The 15,931-nt window shown below is 64.7% G+C and carries 15 protein-coding genes and 1 tRNA gene; 6 read left to right on the top strand and 10 right to left on the bottom strand.

Going from position 1 to position 15,931, the window contains the following annotated elements; translation table 11 throughout:
* Positions 1–9: 9 nt before the first annotated feature.
* A complete protein-coding gene (locus tag D3D02_RS09850; RefSeq protein ID WP_121569814.1) occupies positions 10–705 on the bottom strand; it encodes an HAD family hydrolase in 696 nt (231 codons plus the stop codon).
* Positions 706–822: 117 nt separating this feature from the next.
* Here D3D02_RS09850 and D3D02_RS09845 point away from each other — a divergent pair, with 117 nt between their 5' ends.
* Positions 823–2,139, top strand: coding sequence for a M48 family metallopeptidase (locus tag D3D02_RS09845; RefSeq protein ID WP_121569813.1), 1,317 nt, complete (start codon positions 823–825; stop codon positions 2,137–2,139).
* Positions 2,140–2,172: 33 nt separating this feature from the next.
* On the opposite strand, the gene D3D02_RS09840 is transcribed toward D3D02_RS09845, so the two are convergent.
* Both D3D02_RS09840 and mch read right to left on the bottom strand, forming a co-directional pair.
* Entirely contained in the window at positions 2,173–2,664 is a 492-nt protein-coding gene (locus tag D3D02_RS09840) for a hypothetical protein (protein ID WP_121569812.1), read from the bottom strand.
* A 21-nt stretch (positions 2,665–2,685) separates the two neighbouring features.
* Complete coding sequence (gene mch / locus D3D02_RS09835; RefSeq protein ID WP_121569811.1) at positions 2,686–3,630, bottom strand: methenyltetrahydromethanopterin cyclohydrolase; 945 nt, start codon at positions 3,628–3,630, stop codon at positions 2,686–2,688.
* A gap of 291 nt (positions 3,631–3,921) precedes the next feature.
* Between mch and D3D02_RS09830 the strand changes: the two genes are divergently transcribed.
* Entirely contained in the window at positions 3,922–6,282 is a 2,361-nt protein-coding gene (locus D3D02_RS09830; RefSeq protein ID WP_121569810.1) for a BGTF surface domain-containing protein, read from the top strand.
* A gap of 632 nt (positions 6,283–6,914) precedes the next feature.
* On the opposite strand, the gene D3D02_RS20625 is transcribed toward D3D02_RS09830, so the two are convergent.
* Together D3D02_RS20625 and D3D02_RS09825 are read right to left on the bottom strand one after the other, a co-directional pair.
* Positions 6,915–7,069: transfer RNA gene (locus tag D3D02_RS20625), tRNA-Met, on the bottom strand.
* 93 nt (positions 7,070–7,162) lie between these two features.
* Complete coding sequence (locus D3D02_RS09825; protein ID WP_121569809.1) at positions 7,163–7,837, bottom strand: TVP38/TMEM64 family protein; 675 nt, start codon at positions 7,835–7,837, stop codon at positions 7,163–7,165.
* 334 nt (positions 7,838–8,171) lie between these two features.
* On the opposite strand from D3D02_RS09825, the gene D3D02_RS09820 reads away from it, so the two are divergent.
* Positions 8,172–8,552 (top strand): DUF5830 family protein, encoded by a 381-nt coding sequence (locus D3D02_RS09820; protein WP_121570002.1) that lies wholly within the window; start codon positions 8,172–8,174, stop codon positions 8,550–8,552.
* A gap of 1 nt (position 8,553) precedes the next feature.
* On the opposite strand, the gene D3D02_RS09815 is transcribed toward D3D02_RS09820, so the two are convergent.
* Positions 8,554–9,840 carry a hypothetical protein gene (locus D3D02_RS09815; protein WP_199723056.1) on the bottom strand — a complete coding sequence of 429 codons (1,287 nt, stop codon included), beginning with the start codon at positions 9,838–9,840 and terminating at the stop codon, positions 8,554–8,556.
* Between the two features lie 150 nt (positions 9,841–9,990).
* Positions 9,991–11,055: a glutamine-hydrolyzing carbamoyl-phosphate synthase small subunit gene (carA, locus tag D3D02_RS09810; RefSeq protein WP_121569808.1), complete on the bottom strand. Its 1,065-nt coding sequence runs from the start codon at positions 11,053–11,055 to the stop codon at positions 9,991–9,993.
* A gap of 97 nt (positions 11,056–11,152) precedes the next feature.
* On the opposite strand from carA, the gene D3D02_RS09805 reads away from it, so the two are divergent.
* The gene (locus D3D02_RS09805) at positions 11,153–11,575 is read left to right on the top strand and encodes an Lrp/AsnC family transcriptional regulator (RefSeq protein WP_121569807.1); all 423 of its coding nucleotides are present in this window, start codon (positions 11,153–11,155) and stop codon (positions 11,573–11,575) included.
* A 73-nt stretch (positions 11,576–11,648) separates the two neighbouring features.
* Entirely contained in the window at positions 11,649–11,849 is a 201-nt protein-coding gene (locus tag D3D02_RS09800) for a 30S ribosomal protein S17e (RefSeq protein ID WP_121569806.1), read from the top strand.
* A 126-nt stretch (positions 11,850–11,975) separates the two neighbouring features.
* Here D3D02_RS09800 and D3D02_RS09795 read toward each other — a convergent pair whose 3' ends face one another.
* Together D3D02_RS09795 and D3D02_RS09790 are read right to left on the bottom strand one after the other, a co-directional pair.
* Entirely contained in the window at positions 11,976–12,329 is a 354-nt protein-coding gene (locus D3D02_RS09795) for a hypothetical protein (protein WP_233560633.1), read from the bottom strand.
* Between the two features lies 1 nt (position 12,330).
* Positions 12,331–13,875, bottom strand: coding sequence for an acyl-CoA carboxylase subunit beta (locus D3D02_RS09790; RefSeq protein ID WP_121569805.1), 1,545 nt, complete (start codon positions 13,873–13,875; stop codon positions 12,331–12,333).
* A gap of 165 nt (positions 13,876–14,040) precedes the next feature.
* Between D3D02_RS09790 and D3D02_RS09785 the strand changes: the two genes are divergently transcribed.
* Positions 14,041–14,238: an HVO_0649 family zinc finger protein gene (locus D3D02_RS09785; protein ID WP_121569804.1), complete on the top strand. Its 198-nt coding sequence runs from the start codon at positions 14,041–14,043 to the stop codon at positions 14,236–14,238.
* A 68-nt stretch (positions 14,239–14,306) separates the two neighbouring features.
* Here D3D02_RS09785 and D3D02_RS09780 read toward each other — a convergent pair whose 3' ends face one another.
* A complete protein-coding gene (locus D3D02_RS09780) occupies positions 14,307–15,740 on the bottom strand; it encodes a sodium-dependent transporter (RefSeq protein WP_121569803.1) in 1,434 nt (477 codons plus the stop codon).
* Positions 15,741–15,931 lie beyond the last annotated feature (191 nt).

Raw genomic sequence — 15,931 nt, 5'->3', positions numbered from 1 at the left:
CGCTTCGTCTTAGAGACGCTCCACCCAGGGCAGCGCACGTAGCTCCGGGAGCGAGTGGATCACGTGGTCAGCGGTCTCGCCGTCGGTCGCGGCTGTCTCGTTCCCGTCCGACACGAGGAGTACCGACGTCAGCCCCGCCGCGTTCGCACCAGCCACATCCGAGGCGACCGAATCCCCGACGTGAATTGTTTCTTCGGGGGGGACACCGAGGTCGTCGAGTGCGCGAGAGAACGGTTCTGGTGCGGGCTTCGCGGGCGTGTCGTGGCCGGCGAAGACGACGGTGTCGGCGCGGGTTGCGACACCGGCGGATTCGAGTTTCTGTCGCTGCGCGTCTCGCGAGCCGTTGGTCACGATCCCGATCGAGTACTGCTCGCTGAACTGGTCCAAGACGCGGCGTGCGCCCGCGAGATACTCGACGTTCCGGTGGTCCCGGGTCGCGGCGTACGCGTCCGCGACTCGTCGGCCGAGCCCCGGATCGTGGCCGCGCGCCGAACAGAGCGCCGCGAAGCACTCCCGGCGGAGTTCTGCCATCGAGTCAGTGCATTCGGCAAACTCGTCGAAGCGGTCGTAGTAGGCCTCGATCGGAAAGAGCTGACCAGTCCCGACGGACTCGAACGCTCCCTGGAGGAGGGCGTCAGGCGGACGACGGTAGCGAACGAGTGTGCCGTCGAGATCGAAGAGAACGGCCGATACCGGATCGGGCATCGAGTAGAGGTCACCGCAGAGAGTAAAGAGTGTTCGGCCGTCAGCCACGTTCGGCGCGGTCGATATCGAGTGGGGACTCCCGCGAGGTTGAAGTCCCACGACGCCCCAGGAACGCATATGGTCTCGCTATCCGCGCTCGCACTCGTCGCCCTGCTCGGCGGCGTCCAGGTGCTCGAGACGGTCCTCGACTATCTCAACCTCCGTCACGGCGCGGCGGCCGTCCGCGACGCCGTCGAGTGGGTTCGCTCGGCGCTCGACGTCGACGACCCCGAGGAGATGCTGGCCTACCAGCGCTCGAAGACGATCCTCTCGCAGATCCAGTCGTGGCTGGGCGTCCTCGTCGTGCTCGCTGTCGTCGTCTCCGGGCTCTACGGCGACGTCGCCGCGGCGCTGAGTCGAACTGGCCTCCCGAGCGTCGCCCAGGGCGTGCTGCTCCTCGTCGGGGCAATCGTCGCCGGTCGGCTCCTGTCCGCGCCGTTCGACGCCTACGAGACGTTCGTCGTCGAGGAGCGCTTCGACTTCAACAATCAGACGCCGGCGCTGTGGCTTCGCGATCTGGCCGTCGGGACGGTCGTCGCGCTCGTCCTCGGCGGCCTCGTCGGCGGCGCGATTCTGCTCGCGGTCGACGCGCTCCCGACGCTGTGGCCCGTCGTCGGCTGGGGGCTGGTCGTCGGCTTCTCGCTGCTGTTTATGATCGTCTACCCGCGCGTGATCGCGCCGCTTTTCAACGACTTCGAGCCGATCGAAGACGGCGACCTCCGCGACGCCGTCGAGAACGTCTTCGAACGCGCCGGCTTCGAGTGCGAGCAGGTCTACGAGATGGACGCGAGTCGCCGATCGTCGCACTCGAACGCGTACTTCGTCGGGTTCGGGCGCGCAAAGCGCGTCGTCCTCTTCGACACGCTCGTCGACCAGATGGACCGCGAGGCGATCCAGGCAGTCCTTGCACACGAACTCGCCCACTGGAAGAAAGCGCACATCTGGAAGCAACTGGCGGCCTCCGCCCTGCAGATGGCGGTCGTCTTCGCGTTCCTCTGGTGGGTGACGACCTCTCAGTGGGTTTATTCTGCATTCGCGCTCCCGCAGGAGACCTACGCCGCGCTCGGAGTTGGGCTGCTGTACGCCGGCCCCGTGCTGTCGCTGACCGCGCCGCTCACGAATCAGCTCTCACTGGCACACGAGCGCGAGGCCGACGACTTCGCCGCGGAGACGATGGGCGAGGCCGCGTCGATGACTCGCGCGCTGCGCACGCTCGCGGGCGAGAATTTGAGTAACCCCTTCCCGCACCCGGCGTACGCCGCATTCCACCTCACGCACCCGCCGATTCCCGAGCGCATCCGTCGGCTTCGCGAACGGTACGGGACAGAGAACGAGGACGCAGACCGCGTCGCGGGCGGCGGTTCCGACGCGGGCGTGCCGCCGTCTGCGACGTAGACGGCGAACGGTTTCGCCTACTGGTGCCTGGAATTATTCTCGCGAGCGCACGTAACCACCGTCGCGTTCGGCGGCGAGATCCAACAACACGGCCCACCCCAGAATCCGCTCGACGCGCTCGCGCCAGACGTCGCGCCAGTCCTCGGCCGCGCGGTGGGTCTCCCAGACGGGCACGCGGTCTTCGAATTCCTCGAAGACCGTCTCGATCGACCGGGGCTCGTCGGTGTCGAGCGACGCCAGGACTTCTCGCGCGCCGTACACGCGCTCTCGAAACGCCGTTCTGAGGTGGTCGGGAGTCGGGTCGGTCGACTCCCGGACGAAGCCCGAGGACGTCTCCGAGGCTAATTCGAGCGCACGCAGGAACGTGAGCCACGTGCGCGCGACGTCGCGAGTGGGGAAGTCGAGGCGGCGCATCAGTCGGGCACAGCAGTCGTCTTCGGAGCCGGGGACGAGCGGAACGGCACGCTGGGCGTCCGCGACGCGGTCGAGCGATTCGGGTGGGTCCGGCAGGAGCTTGAATCTCATACGCGTACTCAGTTCACGCCTTCAGGTTCGGTAGCCGAACGACTCCGCGAGCAGTTCTTCGTCGGTCTCGCCGAGCACGTACGTCGGGCCGTCGACGACGTCGACCGTGACCTTTGCGGGCGCGAAGACTGTCTCCGGCACGTCGTAGAAATTCCAGTCGGCCGCCGCGAAGATCTCCTCGAAGGGCGTGCCGTACTCCTCGCGAGCGCTGGAGGGGACTCGATCGAACTCGTCGAAGTCCTCGGCGACGGTGAGGTGGACCTCGCCGCCGTACGCCAGCGCGTCGTTCGTCCGCGCCATCGCGACGCTCTCGTCGTAGCTGACCGGCGCGAGCGGTGCCGAACCGAACGCGGACTGGACGTTGCGGACGTCGTAGCCGAGTTCGAAGAGACGGAAGATCGCGAGTTCGGCGGCGCGCGCGGCCCCGGTGACGCTTCCGACGGTCGAGCCGGACGCGTACGTGGGGAGGAAGACGCCGCCCGGTTCGACGCCGGCGGTCTCGGCGACGTGCTCGGCGATACGGTCGCTCGGGAGGTCGATGCTCTCGACTGAGAGGACCGTCAGGTCGAACTCGTCGAAGTAGTCCAGCGCGTGGAACTCGTCTTCCTCGGCGACGAGCGCGCGGGCCGGCCCCGACCCGAGGCCGTCGAACGCCGGATCGTCGAACGTGAGTTCCCAGCCGGCTTTCTGCGAGCAGAGCAGTGACAGAGCGGGGTGGTCGGTCTGGAGTTCGACGTACGGCGTCGTCGCGCCCGCGACGTCGTCCATCCGCGTCTGGACGGTCGAGAGCCCAGCGGTCTGGATCTCCGCGAGCAGCATTCCGGCTTCGACGCCCGCCTGGGAGTCGACGCCGAAGTCCAGTACTGTCGCGCCCGACTCCAATTCGTGCGGGACGACGCGGAGTTCCTCCGCGAAGTCGATGGCCTCGTCGACGAGTTCGATGGCCATCCGATTGATGGAATCCATATCTCCGCGTTGGTCGTCGTGGGGTAAAGTCGTTGGTAGTTCTGTAGCTTCGTCTGCCGCATCTGTTGTGTGAGTCGTTACCACACAATTTCAGCAGTAGGAGGCTTCTTGCGCCCGCTCAGCGTCAGACAACTACACAAAGTATTTACCGGACCTGGTGCTTGGTTGTCTCGTACCCCTACCAATGGTGGCACCAGCGAGTACTGCGGGCCACGTCCGTTCGATCGGACACACGCACTCGCGTTCCGGTGCGCGCAAAGCTGTTGTCGCCGATTGCAGATCAAACAAACTATGACAGGAAACAACGGCAAACTCCGCGCGGTTTTCCTCGCGGCGCTTATGGTTCTCAGCGTCTTCGCTGGGACCGTGGCGTTTACGGGAAGTGCAGCTGCGCAGGAGTATGCAGGCGGCGCTGTCCACTATAACGACAGCTCGACTGCGAACTGGACGATTGAGGTACCGATTGATGGAGCAATTAGCAGCACAGACCAGATTGACTCGGGTAACGTCACCGTCCTCGACGACGGTGACGCGGTTTCTGGTGCGGTCAACTTCGCTGCGAGCCAGAGTGAAAGTTCGGTCAATACTATCCGGCTCAATATGACCCAAGAGTACGCTTCCAACGATCTGGAAGTCGAACTCTCTGGGTCCTTCGCGGACTCGCTCCAGGGCGAATACTCAGTTGCATACGCAGCTGAATCCTTCGATAACGACGACCTGACGTCGAACGAGACCGTCTACCAGGGCACGACGGTTGCAATCTACAACGTCAGTGGTGAAGGTCCGTTCCCCGTTGAGGGCGAGGACAACGATTACTTCCAGAACTTCGGCCCGGGTACCAACAGCGATGTCTTCTACATCGACACGGACAACCTCGACCTGGGTGACTACAATTATAACGACGGGCAGATGTACTTCATCGTCCGTGACCTCGGCCTGGACGTTAGTGTTGACGACCTGAACGTCACCACTGACGACACTATCGAGGGAACTATCGAAGCCAGAGACTCCAACCGTCCGATGACTGTCGAACTGCTCGACAGTGACGGCGACACGGTCCAGGAAAAATCCTACACGCTCAGCGGACAGGGTGAGGTCGACTACGAGTTCTCGGCAGACCGAGACACGGGCGAGTACACGGTCCTCGTGACCGACGAGGGTACCCTCATCGAGCGCGAAACGTCGACGATCACCATCAGCGAAGCTGACGACCGTGACGCCGCGTTCGCTGACGGAACTGTCTCCGAGCAGCGCGGGGACATCGTCGAAATGACGGTTGAAATGACGAGCACTGACTACGCGTCGATCACGGTGGGTAGTCCGGACCAGGGTATCGTCGCGAACGCAACTGTCGAAGACGAAGACGGCGACGACCAAGCGACCGTCTACTTCAACACGTACGAACTGTTCAACAACAACGACGAGCCCTTCGCAGTTGACTCCGACAGCGACGATTCGATCACCGACCAGGACGTCGGCGTTACTCTCGGTGACCTCATCGACGCTGGCGAGTACGATCTCGAAGTGACTGCTGGCGAGGAGCAGTACGCAGCAGACTCCGATGGAGTCGCGACCCTCGTTCTTGAGGAACGGAGTACAGACCAGTTCCAGATGTGGACTGGTACTGCCGGCCTCAGCCCGACCGATCTTGAAGACATCAACGAAGCTCTCGAAGACGGTGAGATTACGCAGTCCTCGGATATCGCAACGGGCGACTGGGCTGTCCACCAACTCGTCGCGTCTGGATTCGAAGGTGCGCTTGACGCTCGTGAGAATGAGCAGCGGACCACTCAGTTCTTCAACCTCGTTGAGGACGGCCCGATCAACCTGACTGTTGAGGAGGCCAACCCTGGTGCGAACCAGGACGCAGACGAACTGGTTCTCGGTTCGGACAACACGACGGTCATTGCTGACGGTGCCAACGACACCTACTTCATCCTCGTCGACACCGGTGAAGTGAACGTCACCGACGGCACCAGCAACTACAACCTGCCGAACGACGACGACACGGAACTCGAAGCGAACTTCACCGTTCTCAACGACGACTTCGGTCCGGGCTACGACTTCACGCCTGACGACCAGTTCGACGATGACGAGAACGAAGAAACGCTCGTCGAGTACACGGTCGTCGAACCGGAAGTCAACGTTGACGAACCGTTCAACGTCGGCGCAGCTAGCGGACAGGTCGTCAGCGGTGACGCCACGCTCGCTCCGGGTACGGAACTCGACATCCGCATCCGCAGTGACGACGGCGTCACGCCGAGCTTCCTGAAGACCGCGTCGCCGGTCGTCCAGGCCGACGGTACCTGGAACGCGACGTTCGACTTCAGCGAGCAGAACGTCGGTGACACCTACGAGATCACTGTCTCTGACGAGAACAACCTCCTCCCGAGCGACACGACGGAGGACGGCGAAGTCGTCGAAGCGGTCCAGACGACTGCACCGGGCACCACGGAAGCTCCGGACACCACGGAAGCTCCGGACACCACGGAAGCTCCGGACACCACGGAAGCTCCGGACACCACGGAAGCACCCGGTACGACCGAGCAGCCCGCGACTGAAACGCCGACCAGCACGCCTGGCTTCGGTGTGGTCGTCGCGCTGACGGCGCTCATCGCCGCTGCGCTGCTCGCGGTCCGCCGCGACAACTAACGACCTGAACTACCGGACGTAGTCCGGCTCTTCAATTTTCCATTTCTTTCGGCGCTACACCCGATAGCGACAGCTGCGTCCACCGACACGAGATATCGTCTTCCTTTGTAGCCCGGTGCGCTCGTGTTCGGCACTGGGATGATGTCTCACGTACGCAGCGCTAAGAACAACAGTTCAGAATCTTCGAGGAGAGCGTCGCCGGTTGTTCGGTCTGTTCGGATCTAGAATCTGGGGGTAACTTCGCAGCGTAGAACGTCGACGGCGCTTACGATCTTCGTAACCCGGTACTGACGACTCACGTCGACGACGGCAACGTCAGCACAGTCTGGCACGATATGCCTAATTCCGAATGAGACGTCGACGTCTACCCTCGGCTTCGAAACGTCGTCAACTGTCAGTGCTCATCATCACCGCACTGTCGATCGACTGGCATTGAGACTAGACACTCTCCCTGCAACTCATCTTACGGAAGGAATGATAGCGAATAGGCAGCACTCGGCACATTTCGGATTCAGTGCACCTGCCGGTCGTTCCTCTGACGCTTCGGAGGATCACACAAAAAGCCGAAGCTAGTAGCGAATATAGATCCGAAATTCGAAAACGCGCTGCTACGACGTTGGATTGAGGAAAAGTGCCCGGGGTGGGCTCCGAACCCACGATCTCCGCATGTCCCAGGTCCGAGGCTCGGCGGGCCCCGTGGGGAGCGGCGGAGGCTTCCAAGGCGTACCGCACCGAATCTCAGGAAACCCTATGAGTGCGGCGCTATGTCCAGCTAAGCCACCCGGGCTCACTTCTCCGTTGTTCGATGACGTTCTTAAACCTTCGCAAGTCCGGTGGCCGCGAGAGTGTCTCACAATCGCACAATCGGCCGTATCCGGTCTTATTGATCTCCACCAAACACCGCTCCATCGGCGCCCGTACGCCTATCAGCGTACCAGCCGTAGACCGTCGGGCCGAGCAGGAGCACGGCCACCAGCATCGCGGCGACGACGACTCGCAGGTCGGCCGCGCCGGCGAGATCACCAGCCGCGAGCGTCTCCGCCGACGACCCCGCGAGAATCCCGACGATCACCCACGGAATCTCGCCGATCGCCGTCCCGAGCAGAAACGCCCACAGCGGGACGCCGGCCATCCCCGCGGCGACCGAGACCACGTCTGAGGGGGCCGGGACGAGCCGACTCGCGACGACGCTCCGCACGTCACCGGTCTGCTCTCTGAACGCCTCACCCGCGTCGGCGACGCGACCCGTCCGTCCGAACCGGCGGGCGAGAAGATACGGTGGCACGCTCGTGAGCGTGACCAGCGCGAGAGCGAACGGAAACCCCGACGGCCCGAGACCGTAGCCGAGGAGCACCGCTAAAAGCGTCGTCGGCCACGCGAGCAGCGGTCGGACGGCGGCCAGTGCGACCGTGACAGCAACGAGCCGTACCGGATCGGCGACGAGCCACGCCGCTCGGGAGAGCACCGCATCGGGCGAGGAGACGAGCGCGGCCGCCGCGACGACGACCAGCGCTGCGCCGGCGACCACCCGCGCTCGCAGTCGAGACCGGTCCATCGTTTGCAGGTCGCCGCCGGGTCGGGATAACAGTTAGTGACCGGCGGTGATCGAGCGGGGGCAAGGTCGGCATATTCGTCGTCCCGGGGGAGACAGTGAAATATTATGTCCGCGCACGCGGAAGACAGAGTGAACTGTGGCCGACGACGAGCAATCGGATCTCTCGACGTTCGATGCCGGAAGCGGCGCCGACAGCGACGTCGACAGCGACACAGATAGCGGAGCCGACAGCGGCACAAATCGCGGCGCGGAAGGCAGCGCAGGGAGCGGCGATGCGAATGAATCTGGAGACGACAGCCCTGGCCCCACTGATCACACAGATGGGTCTGCGCCGGTGGGACGCGTCGCCAATCTCGACAAGAGCGAGCGCGTCGAACTCGGCGTCGACCTCCTCGCACACGTCGAGGCCAAGTCGCTCTCGCTCTCGGAGGCGGTCGATCGCATCGAGACGGTGACGACGAACCCGGCACTGACGCGGGAGATCCTCGACACCGCGGAACTCCGCGGCGTCATCGAGCGCGAGGAGGGGCGGATCCGTACGCATCGTGTCGGGACCTACGTTCGCTTCGAACAACAGGTCGTTGAGCGCGAGGGCGACTACGAGTGCCGGCGGTGCGGAGCGAGCCTCTCGACGGGCCACTTCGTGCAGTTCCAGAGCGGCGAACTCGGTCCGTTCGGTCCGTCGTGCGTGAGAAAAGTGCTCGGTCGAGAGTAGGTTAGCGGCCGCGACGGAGCTCTTCGATGAGCTGTTCGACCAGTTCGCGCTGCGCGCGCAACTCTTCGTTCTGTTGCTCGACGGTTTCTCGGAGTTCAGCCAGTTCCTCGCGAAGTTGCTCCTCTGCAGTAGGAGTCGCAGACTGGAAACCCGAGCCCTCGAATCCGGCGGTGGACGACGGAGTCTCGTTCGACCCCGCGTCGCTCGCCGCGCTCTGCGTGTGGCTTCCCGCTTGTGTCGAGTCGGCGTCCGCCGTCTCGGGCTGTGTGCGGTCCCGTGTGGCGTTCGCCCACGCCGTGTCGGTCGCTTCGGTGGTCTCGGCAGCCGATTGCGCACTGGAATCAGACGTTGTGGCGCTGCTTTCGGCGGTGTCAGTCGTCGTCTCCTGTGCGGGGCGTTCGACCTGCTGGGTGACGGCGTCCGCGCTGGCGTCGGCGGCGCCGGCCTGTGCCGTCGAGCGGTCCCCGCTGTCGCCGGACGCGACCGCATCGGTGGGTGGGGTTTCGGCGCCGTCTCCGGATCGCGTGGCGTTTTCGGGGAGTTCTTCGGGCTCTGCGGGGTCGGCGATCAGTGGGTCGGGACCGTCGCCGAAGGAGACTTCACCCGACTGGTCGCCGTCTGCGACGTCGCTTTCGGCTTCCTCCTCGTCGGATTCTGCGGCGGCACGGAGTTCCTCCAGCGAGTCGACGCCCCAGTACGAGAGCAGCGTCGTCTCCAGGGCCGCGCGAACCGCGCGAGCGTCGTCGTTAGGGGCTTTGAACCGCTCCTGGCGGCCATTGACTGTGAGCACGACCGATGTGGCTACGCTGCCGTCCTCGAAATCCAGGTCGCTCACGTCGCTGTAGTGGTAGGACTCGAAGTCCTCGTCCCAGAGATTCGCGCCGATGTGGCGCACCACGCGCTCGCCCGCGATGACGATCGTGAGCTCGCTGAACCGGAAGAGGCGCTCCATCGGCTCGTCGTCTTCGAGGACGTCGTTCGCTTTGAACACGCCTTCGACGATCGGCTGCAGCGCGCGTTCGAGCCGCTTTGCGGGCAGCGAAATCGTCTCCTGACCGTCGAGGCCGTAGTCCAGCGTCACCTTCGCCTTGCGGCGGCCCTCGGAGACGGTGATGCGCTCGGCGTCGTGAGAGTACTCCTCGACCGACTCGTCGGAGAGCAGCCCTTCGGCGCGATAGAGTAGCGTCCGCGTCGGCGTCACGTACAGTTCGTCCTCGCCGCCGAGGTCGACCCGCGCGACCACGTCCTCGCCAGCGAGGGCGGCCTGGACGATCTCCGGTTGGCTCATAGCATCGTTCTCCGTCCGTTTCGTCATAAATCCGTGGGTCTTGCTGGCGCTCGCACGTGATGGTATACCGAACTTTCCTGGTGAGCGAACTGCCGGCGGCGAAACGGGGTAAAAAGAGCGGAAGAACGGCGGTCGTGGTCGGTTATCCGATCAGTCGTCGGCGACGACGTGCTGGCTCTCGCCGGTCATCGCGAGGACGTCGTCGAAGAAGTCGAGCGAGTCGTGGGGGCCGGGGTGGGCTTCGGGGTGGTACTGACGGGTGATCACGTCGAGCTCGTCGTTTGCGAGTCCTTCGGCGGTGCCGTCGTTGACGTTGACCTGCTTCACGTCGAGTTGGTCGCCGGGTTCGCCGACGGTGTAGCCGTGATTCTGCGTCGTCATCACGACCTGTCCGGAGTCGAGGTCGCGGACGGGCTGGTTCACGCCGCGGTGCCCGAAGTCCATCTTCTCGGTGGTGCCGCCGAGCGCGCGGGCGACGACCTGCTGGCCGAGACAGATGCCCGCGATCGGAACCTCGCCGACGTTCTCTTCGACCAGTTCCTGTGCGGCCCCGAAGTTCGCCGGGTCGCCCGGGCCGTTGGAGATGAACAGGAGATCGGGGTCGATCTCGGCGAGGTCCTCGCTCGTGGTGTCGTAGGGGAGCACGTGGACCGACGCGTTGCGTTCGACGAGCGAGTCGACGATCGACATCTTCGCGCCGCAGTCGACGAGCGCGACGTCGATGTTGCCGTCGCCGTAGGTCGTCTGTTCGGCCGTCGAGACGCGCTTGCCGATGTCGACGTGCTCGCTCATCCCCTTGCACTGTTCGAGTTCGGCTTCCGCGTCCTCGGGCGTCACGTCGTCGCCGACCGCGATGCCGCACTTCATCGCACCCTCCTCGCGGATCGACGTGACGAGGTCACGGGTGTCGATATGGTCGAGGGCAGGGACGTTCTCGTCTTCGAGCCACTCGACGACGTCCTCGGTGAACTCGTGGGAGATGGCCGCGCGCGGGTGGACGCGGTCGGACTCGAATCGCTCTTCTCGGACGCCGTAGTTGCCGATGAGCGGGTACGAGAACGTCAGGACCTGTTCCTCGTAGGAGGGATCGGTCAGGCTCTCCTCGTAGCCGGTGTACGCAGTCGTGAACACTAACTCGCCGCGGGTCCGCCCCGGCACGCGACCGCGGGCCTCGATGACGCGGCCGTCTTCCAGGGCCAGATAGGCGTCCGACATTACGAGAAACGCACGTGATTCTGGGGTATAAGTGTTACTTTCGTAGCTCAGTTACGAATTTCGTAATCGGTAAGCCCCCCGAGCGCGTCTGGGGGGTATGGACGATCTCGATCGCCAGATCCTCGATATTCTCCGCCGGGACGCCCGAACGCCCTACACGGAGATCGCAGCGCAGGTCGGGACCTCCGAGGGGACGGTGCGCAACCGAGTCGAGCGCCTGACAGAGGACGGCGTCATCGAGCGGTTCACTATCTCGACGCGGACGGGAAACATCAAAGCGATGATCGAGGTCTCGGTGAAAGTCGACGTCGACACGACCGAGATCACAGAGCAGATGACAGAGTGGGATCAGGTCGACTTCGTCTGGCAGGTCTCCGGCGAGGAGGACGTCGTCCTCGTCGTCGACGCCGCCGACACCCAGGCGGTGAACGATCTCATCACTCGCGCGCGCGAGCTCGACGAGGTGAAGAACACGAAGACGCGGCTCATCCTCGACGAGCGCCTCGGCCGGTCGCCGTAAGATCTGGACGCGACAGCGCCCCACGTCGCGCCGGAACGAATCGTTTTAGTGCGCGCTGGCGGAACAGGGGAGTATGGCGATCAAACCCAAGTACGTCAAACAGCTCGGGAAGCTGCTGCTGGAGAAGTACCCGGAAGCGTTCAACACGGACTTCGAGACGAACAAAGAGAGCGTCGCGACGCTGACCAACGTGGAGTCGAAGGGCGTCCGCAACCGGATCGCGGGCTACATCACGCGCAAGAAGGGCGGCTCGCAGCCCTCCACCTCGGCGTAAGTCGGTGACCTGTTTCTGAACGTCGTCGATATCGCGAGCGACTGCCGTCTCTCCTCTCTCGCACGTCCAACAGCGATCGACTAGTAGCGACGAGTCCGTAATAGCCAGAAGCGACGCGTCGCGCGCTCAGAGCCGGTCGGCGCGTCCCGCCGCAGTCCACTTGTCTGTCGGTGCGCCGTCGGGAACGCGGCGCACGCGACGTCCGCTCGTGGCGTCGACGCGGCCTGCGAAGGTCCACTTCTCGCCGGTCCACCTCGGCTCCGACTGGGCCGCTGCCGCGGCCGCGACCGCGGCGGCCCGCTCGCCATCAGCGACGTGAGCGGCAACGGCGGCGGCGATCGCGGCCGCCTCTTCTTCGTCCGCACTGTCCGGGAGCGTGAGGCGGTCGAGCACGTCGGCGACCGGGTCGGTGCCGATCGAGTCGTCACCAACCGAGTCGTCGGCAGTCAGACCATCGTTAGCCGGATCGTCGGCGGCCATCTCAGATCGGGAGGTTGCCGTGCTTCTTCTCGGGAAGCGACGAGCGCTTCGAGCGGAGCATCTCCAGGTCCGCGACGAGCCGCTCGCGCGTCTCCGGCGGTTCGATGACGGCGTCGATGAAGCCGCGATCGGCCGCGGTGTAGGGGTTCGCGAACTCCTCTCGGTACTCCTCGATGAGTTCTTCGCGGCGCTCGTCGGGATCGTCCGCAGCCGCCAGTTCGTCGCTGTAGAGGATGTTGACCGCGCCCTGCGGCCCCATCACCGCGATCTCGGCCGTCGGCCACGCGTAGTTGACGTCCGCGCCCAGATGCTTCGAGGCCATCACGTCGTAGGCGCCGCCGTAGGCCTTCCGCGTGATCACCGTCAGGAGCGGCACTGTCGCCTCCGAGTAGGCGTACAGGAGCTTCGCGCCGTGGCGGATGATCCCGTTGTGTTCCTGGTCGGTGCCGGGGAGGAACCCGGGCACGTCGACGAAGGAGACGATCGGGATGTTGAAGCCGTCACAGAAGCGGACGAACCGCGAAGCCTTCTCGGAGGCCTCGATGTCGAGCGTGCCGGCGTTGACGCGCGGCTGGTTCGCGATGACGCCGACCGAGTGACCGTCGAGGCGGGCGAAGCCGACGAGGACGTTCTTCGCGAAGCCCGCGTGGACCTCGAAGAAGGAGTCCTCGTCGAGGACGCCGCCGATGACGTCGTGCATATCGTACGGCTTCCGGGGCTCGTCGGGCACGACCTCGTTCAGCGACTCGTCGGCGCGCTCGGGGTCGTCCCACGGTTCCACGCGGGGCGGGTCCTCGACGTTGTTCGGTGGGAGATACGAGAGCAGCCGTCGGATGTCGTCGAGCGCCTCCTCCTCGGTGTCGCAGGCGAAGTGTGCGACGCCCGAGGTCGACGCGTGCGTGACCGCACCACCGAGTTCCTCGAAGCTCACTTCCTCACCGGTGACGGTCTTGATCACGTCCGGACCGGTGATGAACATGTGGCTCGTGTCCTTCACCATGAACGTGAAGTCCGTGAGCGCGGGTGAGTAGACAGCGCCACCGGCGCAGGGCCCCATAATCGCCGAAATCTGGGGCACAACGCCCGAGGCCTCCGTGTTCCGCCGGAAGATCTCACCAAAGCCACCGAGCGACTGGACGCCCTCCTGAATGCGGGCCCCCGCGGAGTCGTTGAGTCCGACGACTGGCGCGCCGACCTCGACGGCTTTGTCCATCACCTTCGTGATCTTCTCGGAGAACACTTCCCCGAGCGAGCCGCCGAAGACGGTGAAGTCGTGGGCGAAGACGAACGTCTTTCGTCCGTCGACCTCGCCGTAGCCGGTCACGACTCCGTCGCCCGGGAGTTGGGTCTCCTCCATCCCGAAGTTGTGGTTCCGGTGGGTCCGGAGCTGGTCGAATTCGTTAAACGTCCCGTCGTCGAGGAAGTACTCGATGCGCTCGCGGGCCGTCATCTTTCCCTTCTCGTGTTGGGATTCGATGCGGTCCTCGCCGCCGCCCTTGAGCGCTCGCTCGCGCTTCTCGCGTAGCTCCTCGATACGGTCCTCCATCGTCACGTCGGACCACCTCCGATCATCGTCACGTACGTACCGACGGGAGGCAAAAGGGTTTCCGCAATCCGACAAGGGGAGGTTCGTCGAACGTCGACATTCTCAAATAACGTATAAAAAATAATTATGTTTATTGCGCTCGGAATCGTGGTAGTAAGTACCACGATGGCTAGCGCACACCGATCACCCTTCGAACGCCTGCGGTCGCAGTACAACGACGTCGACCTCGTCTGTCCGAAGTGCGGCTACGACGACATCGACGGGGAGTGGCAGGCCGTGACGACCGGTCGCACGATCGAGTACCGGCACATCTGCCCCAGTTGCGGTGCGATCCGACGGCGGACGATTACACTCGAAAAGTAGATCGCAGGCGGCGGACCGAGATGAAAAGGACCGCGACTGCCGCGCTGTGTCGCGCGCTTGCAGTCAGGTCAGACGAGCGACCGCTCGGTCCGGAGCCCGACGAACGCCACTGCGCCGACGAACACCGCGACGAGCACCGTCGGCCAGAAGCCGAGGCTGGCGTCCACGCCGAAGGTCGTCAGGAGGGTGAAAAGCAGGAAGATCGGGAGGACGACGCCCGCGCCGAGCAGCCACGGCGTCGCGAGCGCCTGCGAGACGCTGCCAGCGCCGGAGCGGAGTTCGGTGATCGCATCGCGGCCCAGCACCCAGCCGGCGAAGACGAGCACGGCGGCCAGCCCGAGCGTCAGGAGGGTGTCGACGAGCGGCCCGGCGACGAAGCCGAACACCGCCGTCCCCGCGATCGTCGGGTTGATCGCACAGATCCCACCCGTCACGACGACGGCACCGGTGACGAGCGCCACGGCGCGGTGTCGCGAGAAGCCGTACTCGTCGACGAGGAACGAGACGGGGATCTCGAGCATACTGATCGACGACGACAGCGCCGCGAGCACGACGACGCCGAAGAAGGCCGTCGCGACGAGCGCGCCCGCGGGAAGTTGGGAGAACGCGCCAGCGAGGCCGACGAACAGCGCGCCCGGCCCGGGTGCAGTCTGTGACGGATCGACGCCGAGGGAGAACAGCAGCGGGAAGACGACGAGGCCCGCGAGCACACCAACGAGCGTGTTGAGAACGGCGATGATCGTCCCGTCGAAGGGGAGCGAGCGGTCCTCGTCGATGTAGGAGGCGTAGGTGATCATCGTCCCCGCGCCGAGTGAGAGCGTGAAGAGCGCCTGTCCGGCCGCCGGCGCGAGCACGTCGAAGAAGTTCGCGCGGATCGTCGCGAGGTCGAAGCTGAGATAGAACGCGTACGCTTCGGCCGCACCGGGGCGGGACCCCGCCCAGACGGCCAGCCCGATCAGCAGTGCGAGCACCGCGGGCATCATCACCTTCGTGCCGAGTTCGATCCCGCGGCGGACGCCCGCGTAAACGACGAGCGCCGTCAGTGCGAGAAACAGCAGGTGGTAGCCGAGCGCGTCGAGGCCGGCGGCCACGCCACCGAAGTACTGGCCGGGCGAGGCGAAGTACGCCGGTTCACTCCCGACGAGGCCGAGCGCACTCTCGCCGAAGTACCGGAGGATCCAGCCGCCCACGACGCTGTAGAACGAGATGAGCGCGATCGCGGTGAAGACGTAGAAGACGCCCCACAGCCCCCACGCCCGCGACCCCGAGAGATCTCGAAAGGCTCCAACGGGACTTTTCTTGCCGCGTCGGCCGACGACGAACTCCCCGAGCAGCCCCGGGACGCCGACGAGCAGTACGATGCCGAGATACACCATCAGAAACGCGCTTCCACCGTTGTCGGCTGTCACCCACGGGAAGCGCCAGATGTTCCCGAGGCCGACCGCCGAACCCGCGGCGGCGAGGATGAACCCCGCGCGTGTCGCCCATGTCTCACGTGTCATTGGCTCTCACTCACCTGCTCGCGAGTAAGTGGCTTTCGGACCGAATCCGTCTCCTCGGCCGATAACACGGTCATTCGTGAGGGATTTTGCCCCGCGGCAGTGAGCGCGACGCCAGCGATCGTCGGTGCCGCGACGACTCCGAGGCCGCCGGTGTGCTGGGCGGAGACTTATTTATCACGACCGTAATGAAC

This window comes from Halobellus sp. Atlit-38R, from assembly GCF_003665925.1.
GTDB classification, from domain to species: domain Archaea; phylum Halobacteriota; class Halobacteria; order Halobacteriales; family Haloferacaceae; genus Haloquadratum; species Haloquadratum inordinatus.
The sequence above is the reverse complement of the archived record's forward strand: the minus strand, read 5'-3'. Positions and strand labels throughout refer to the sequence as shown.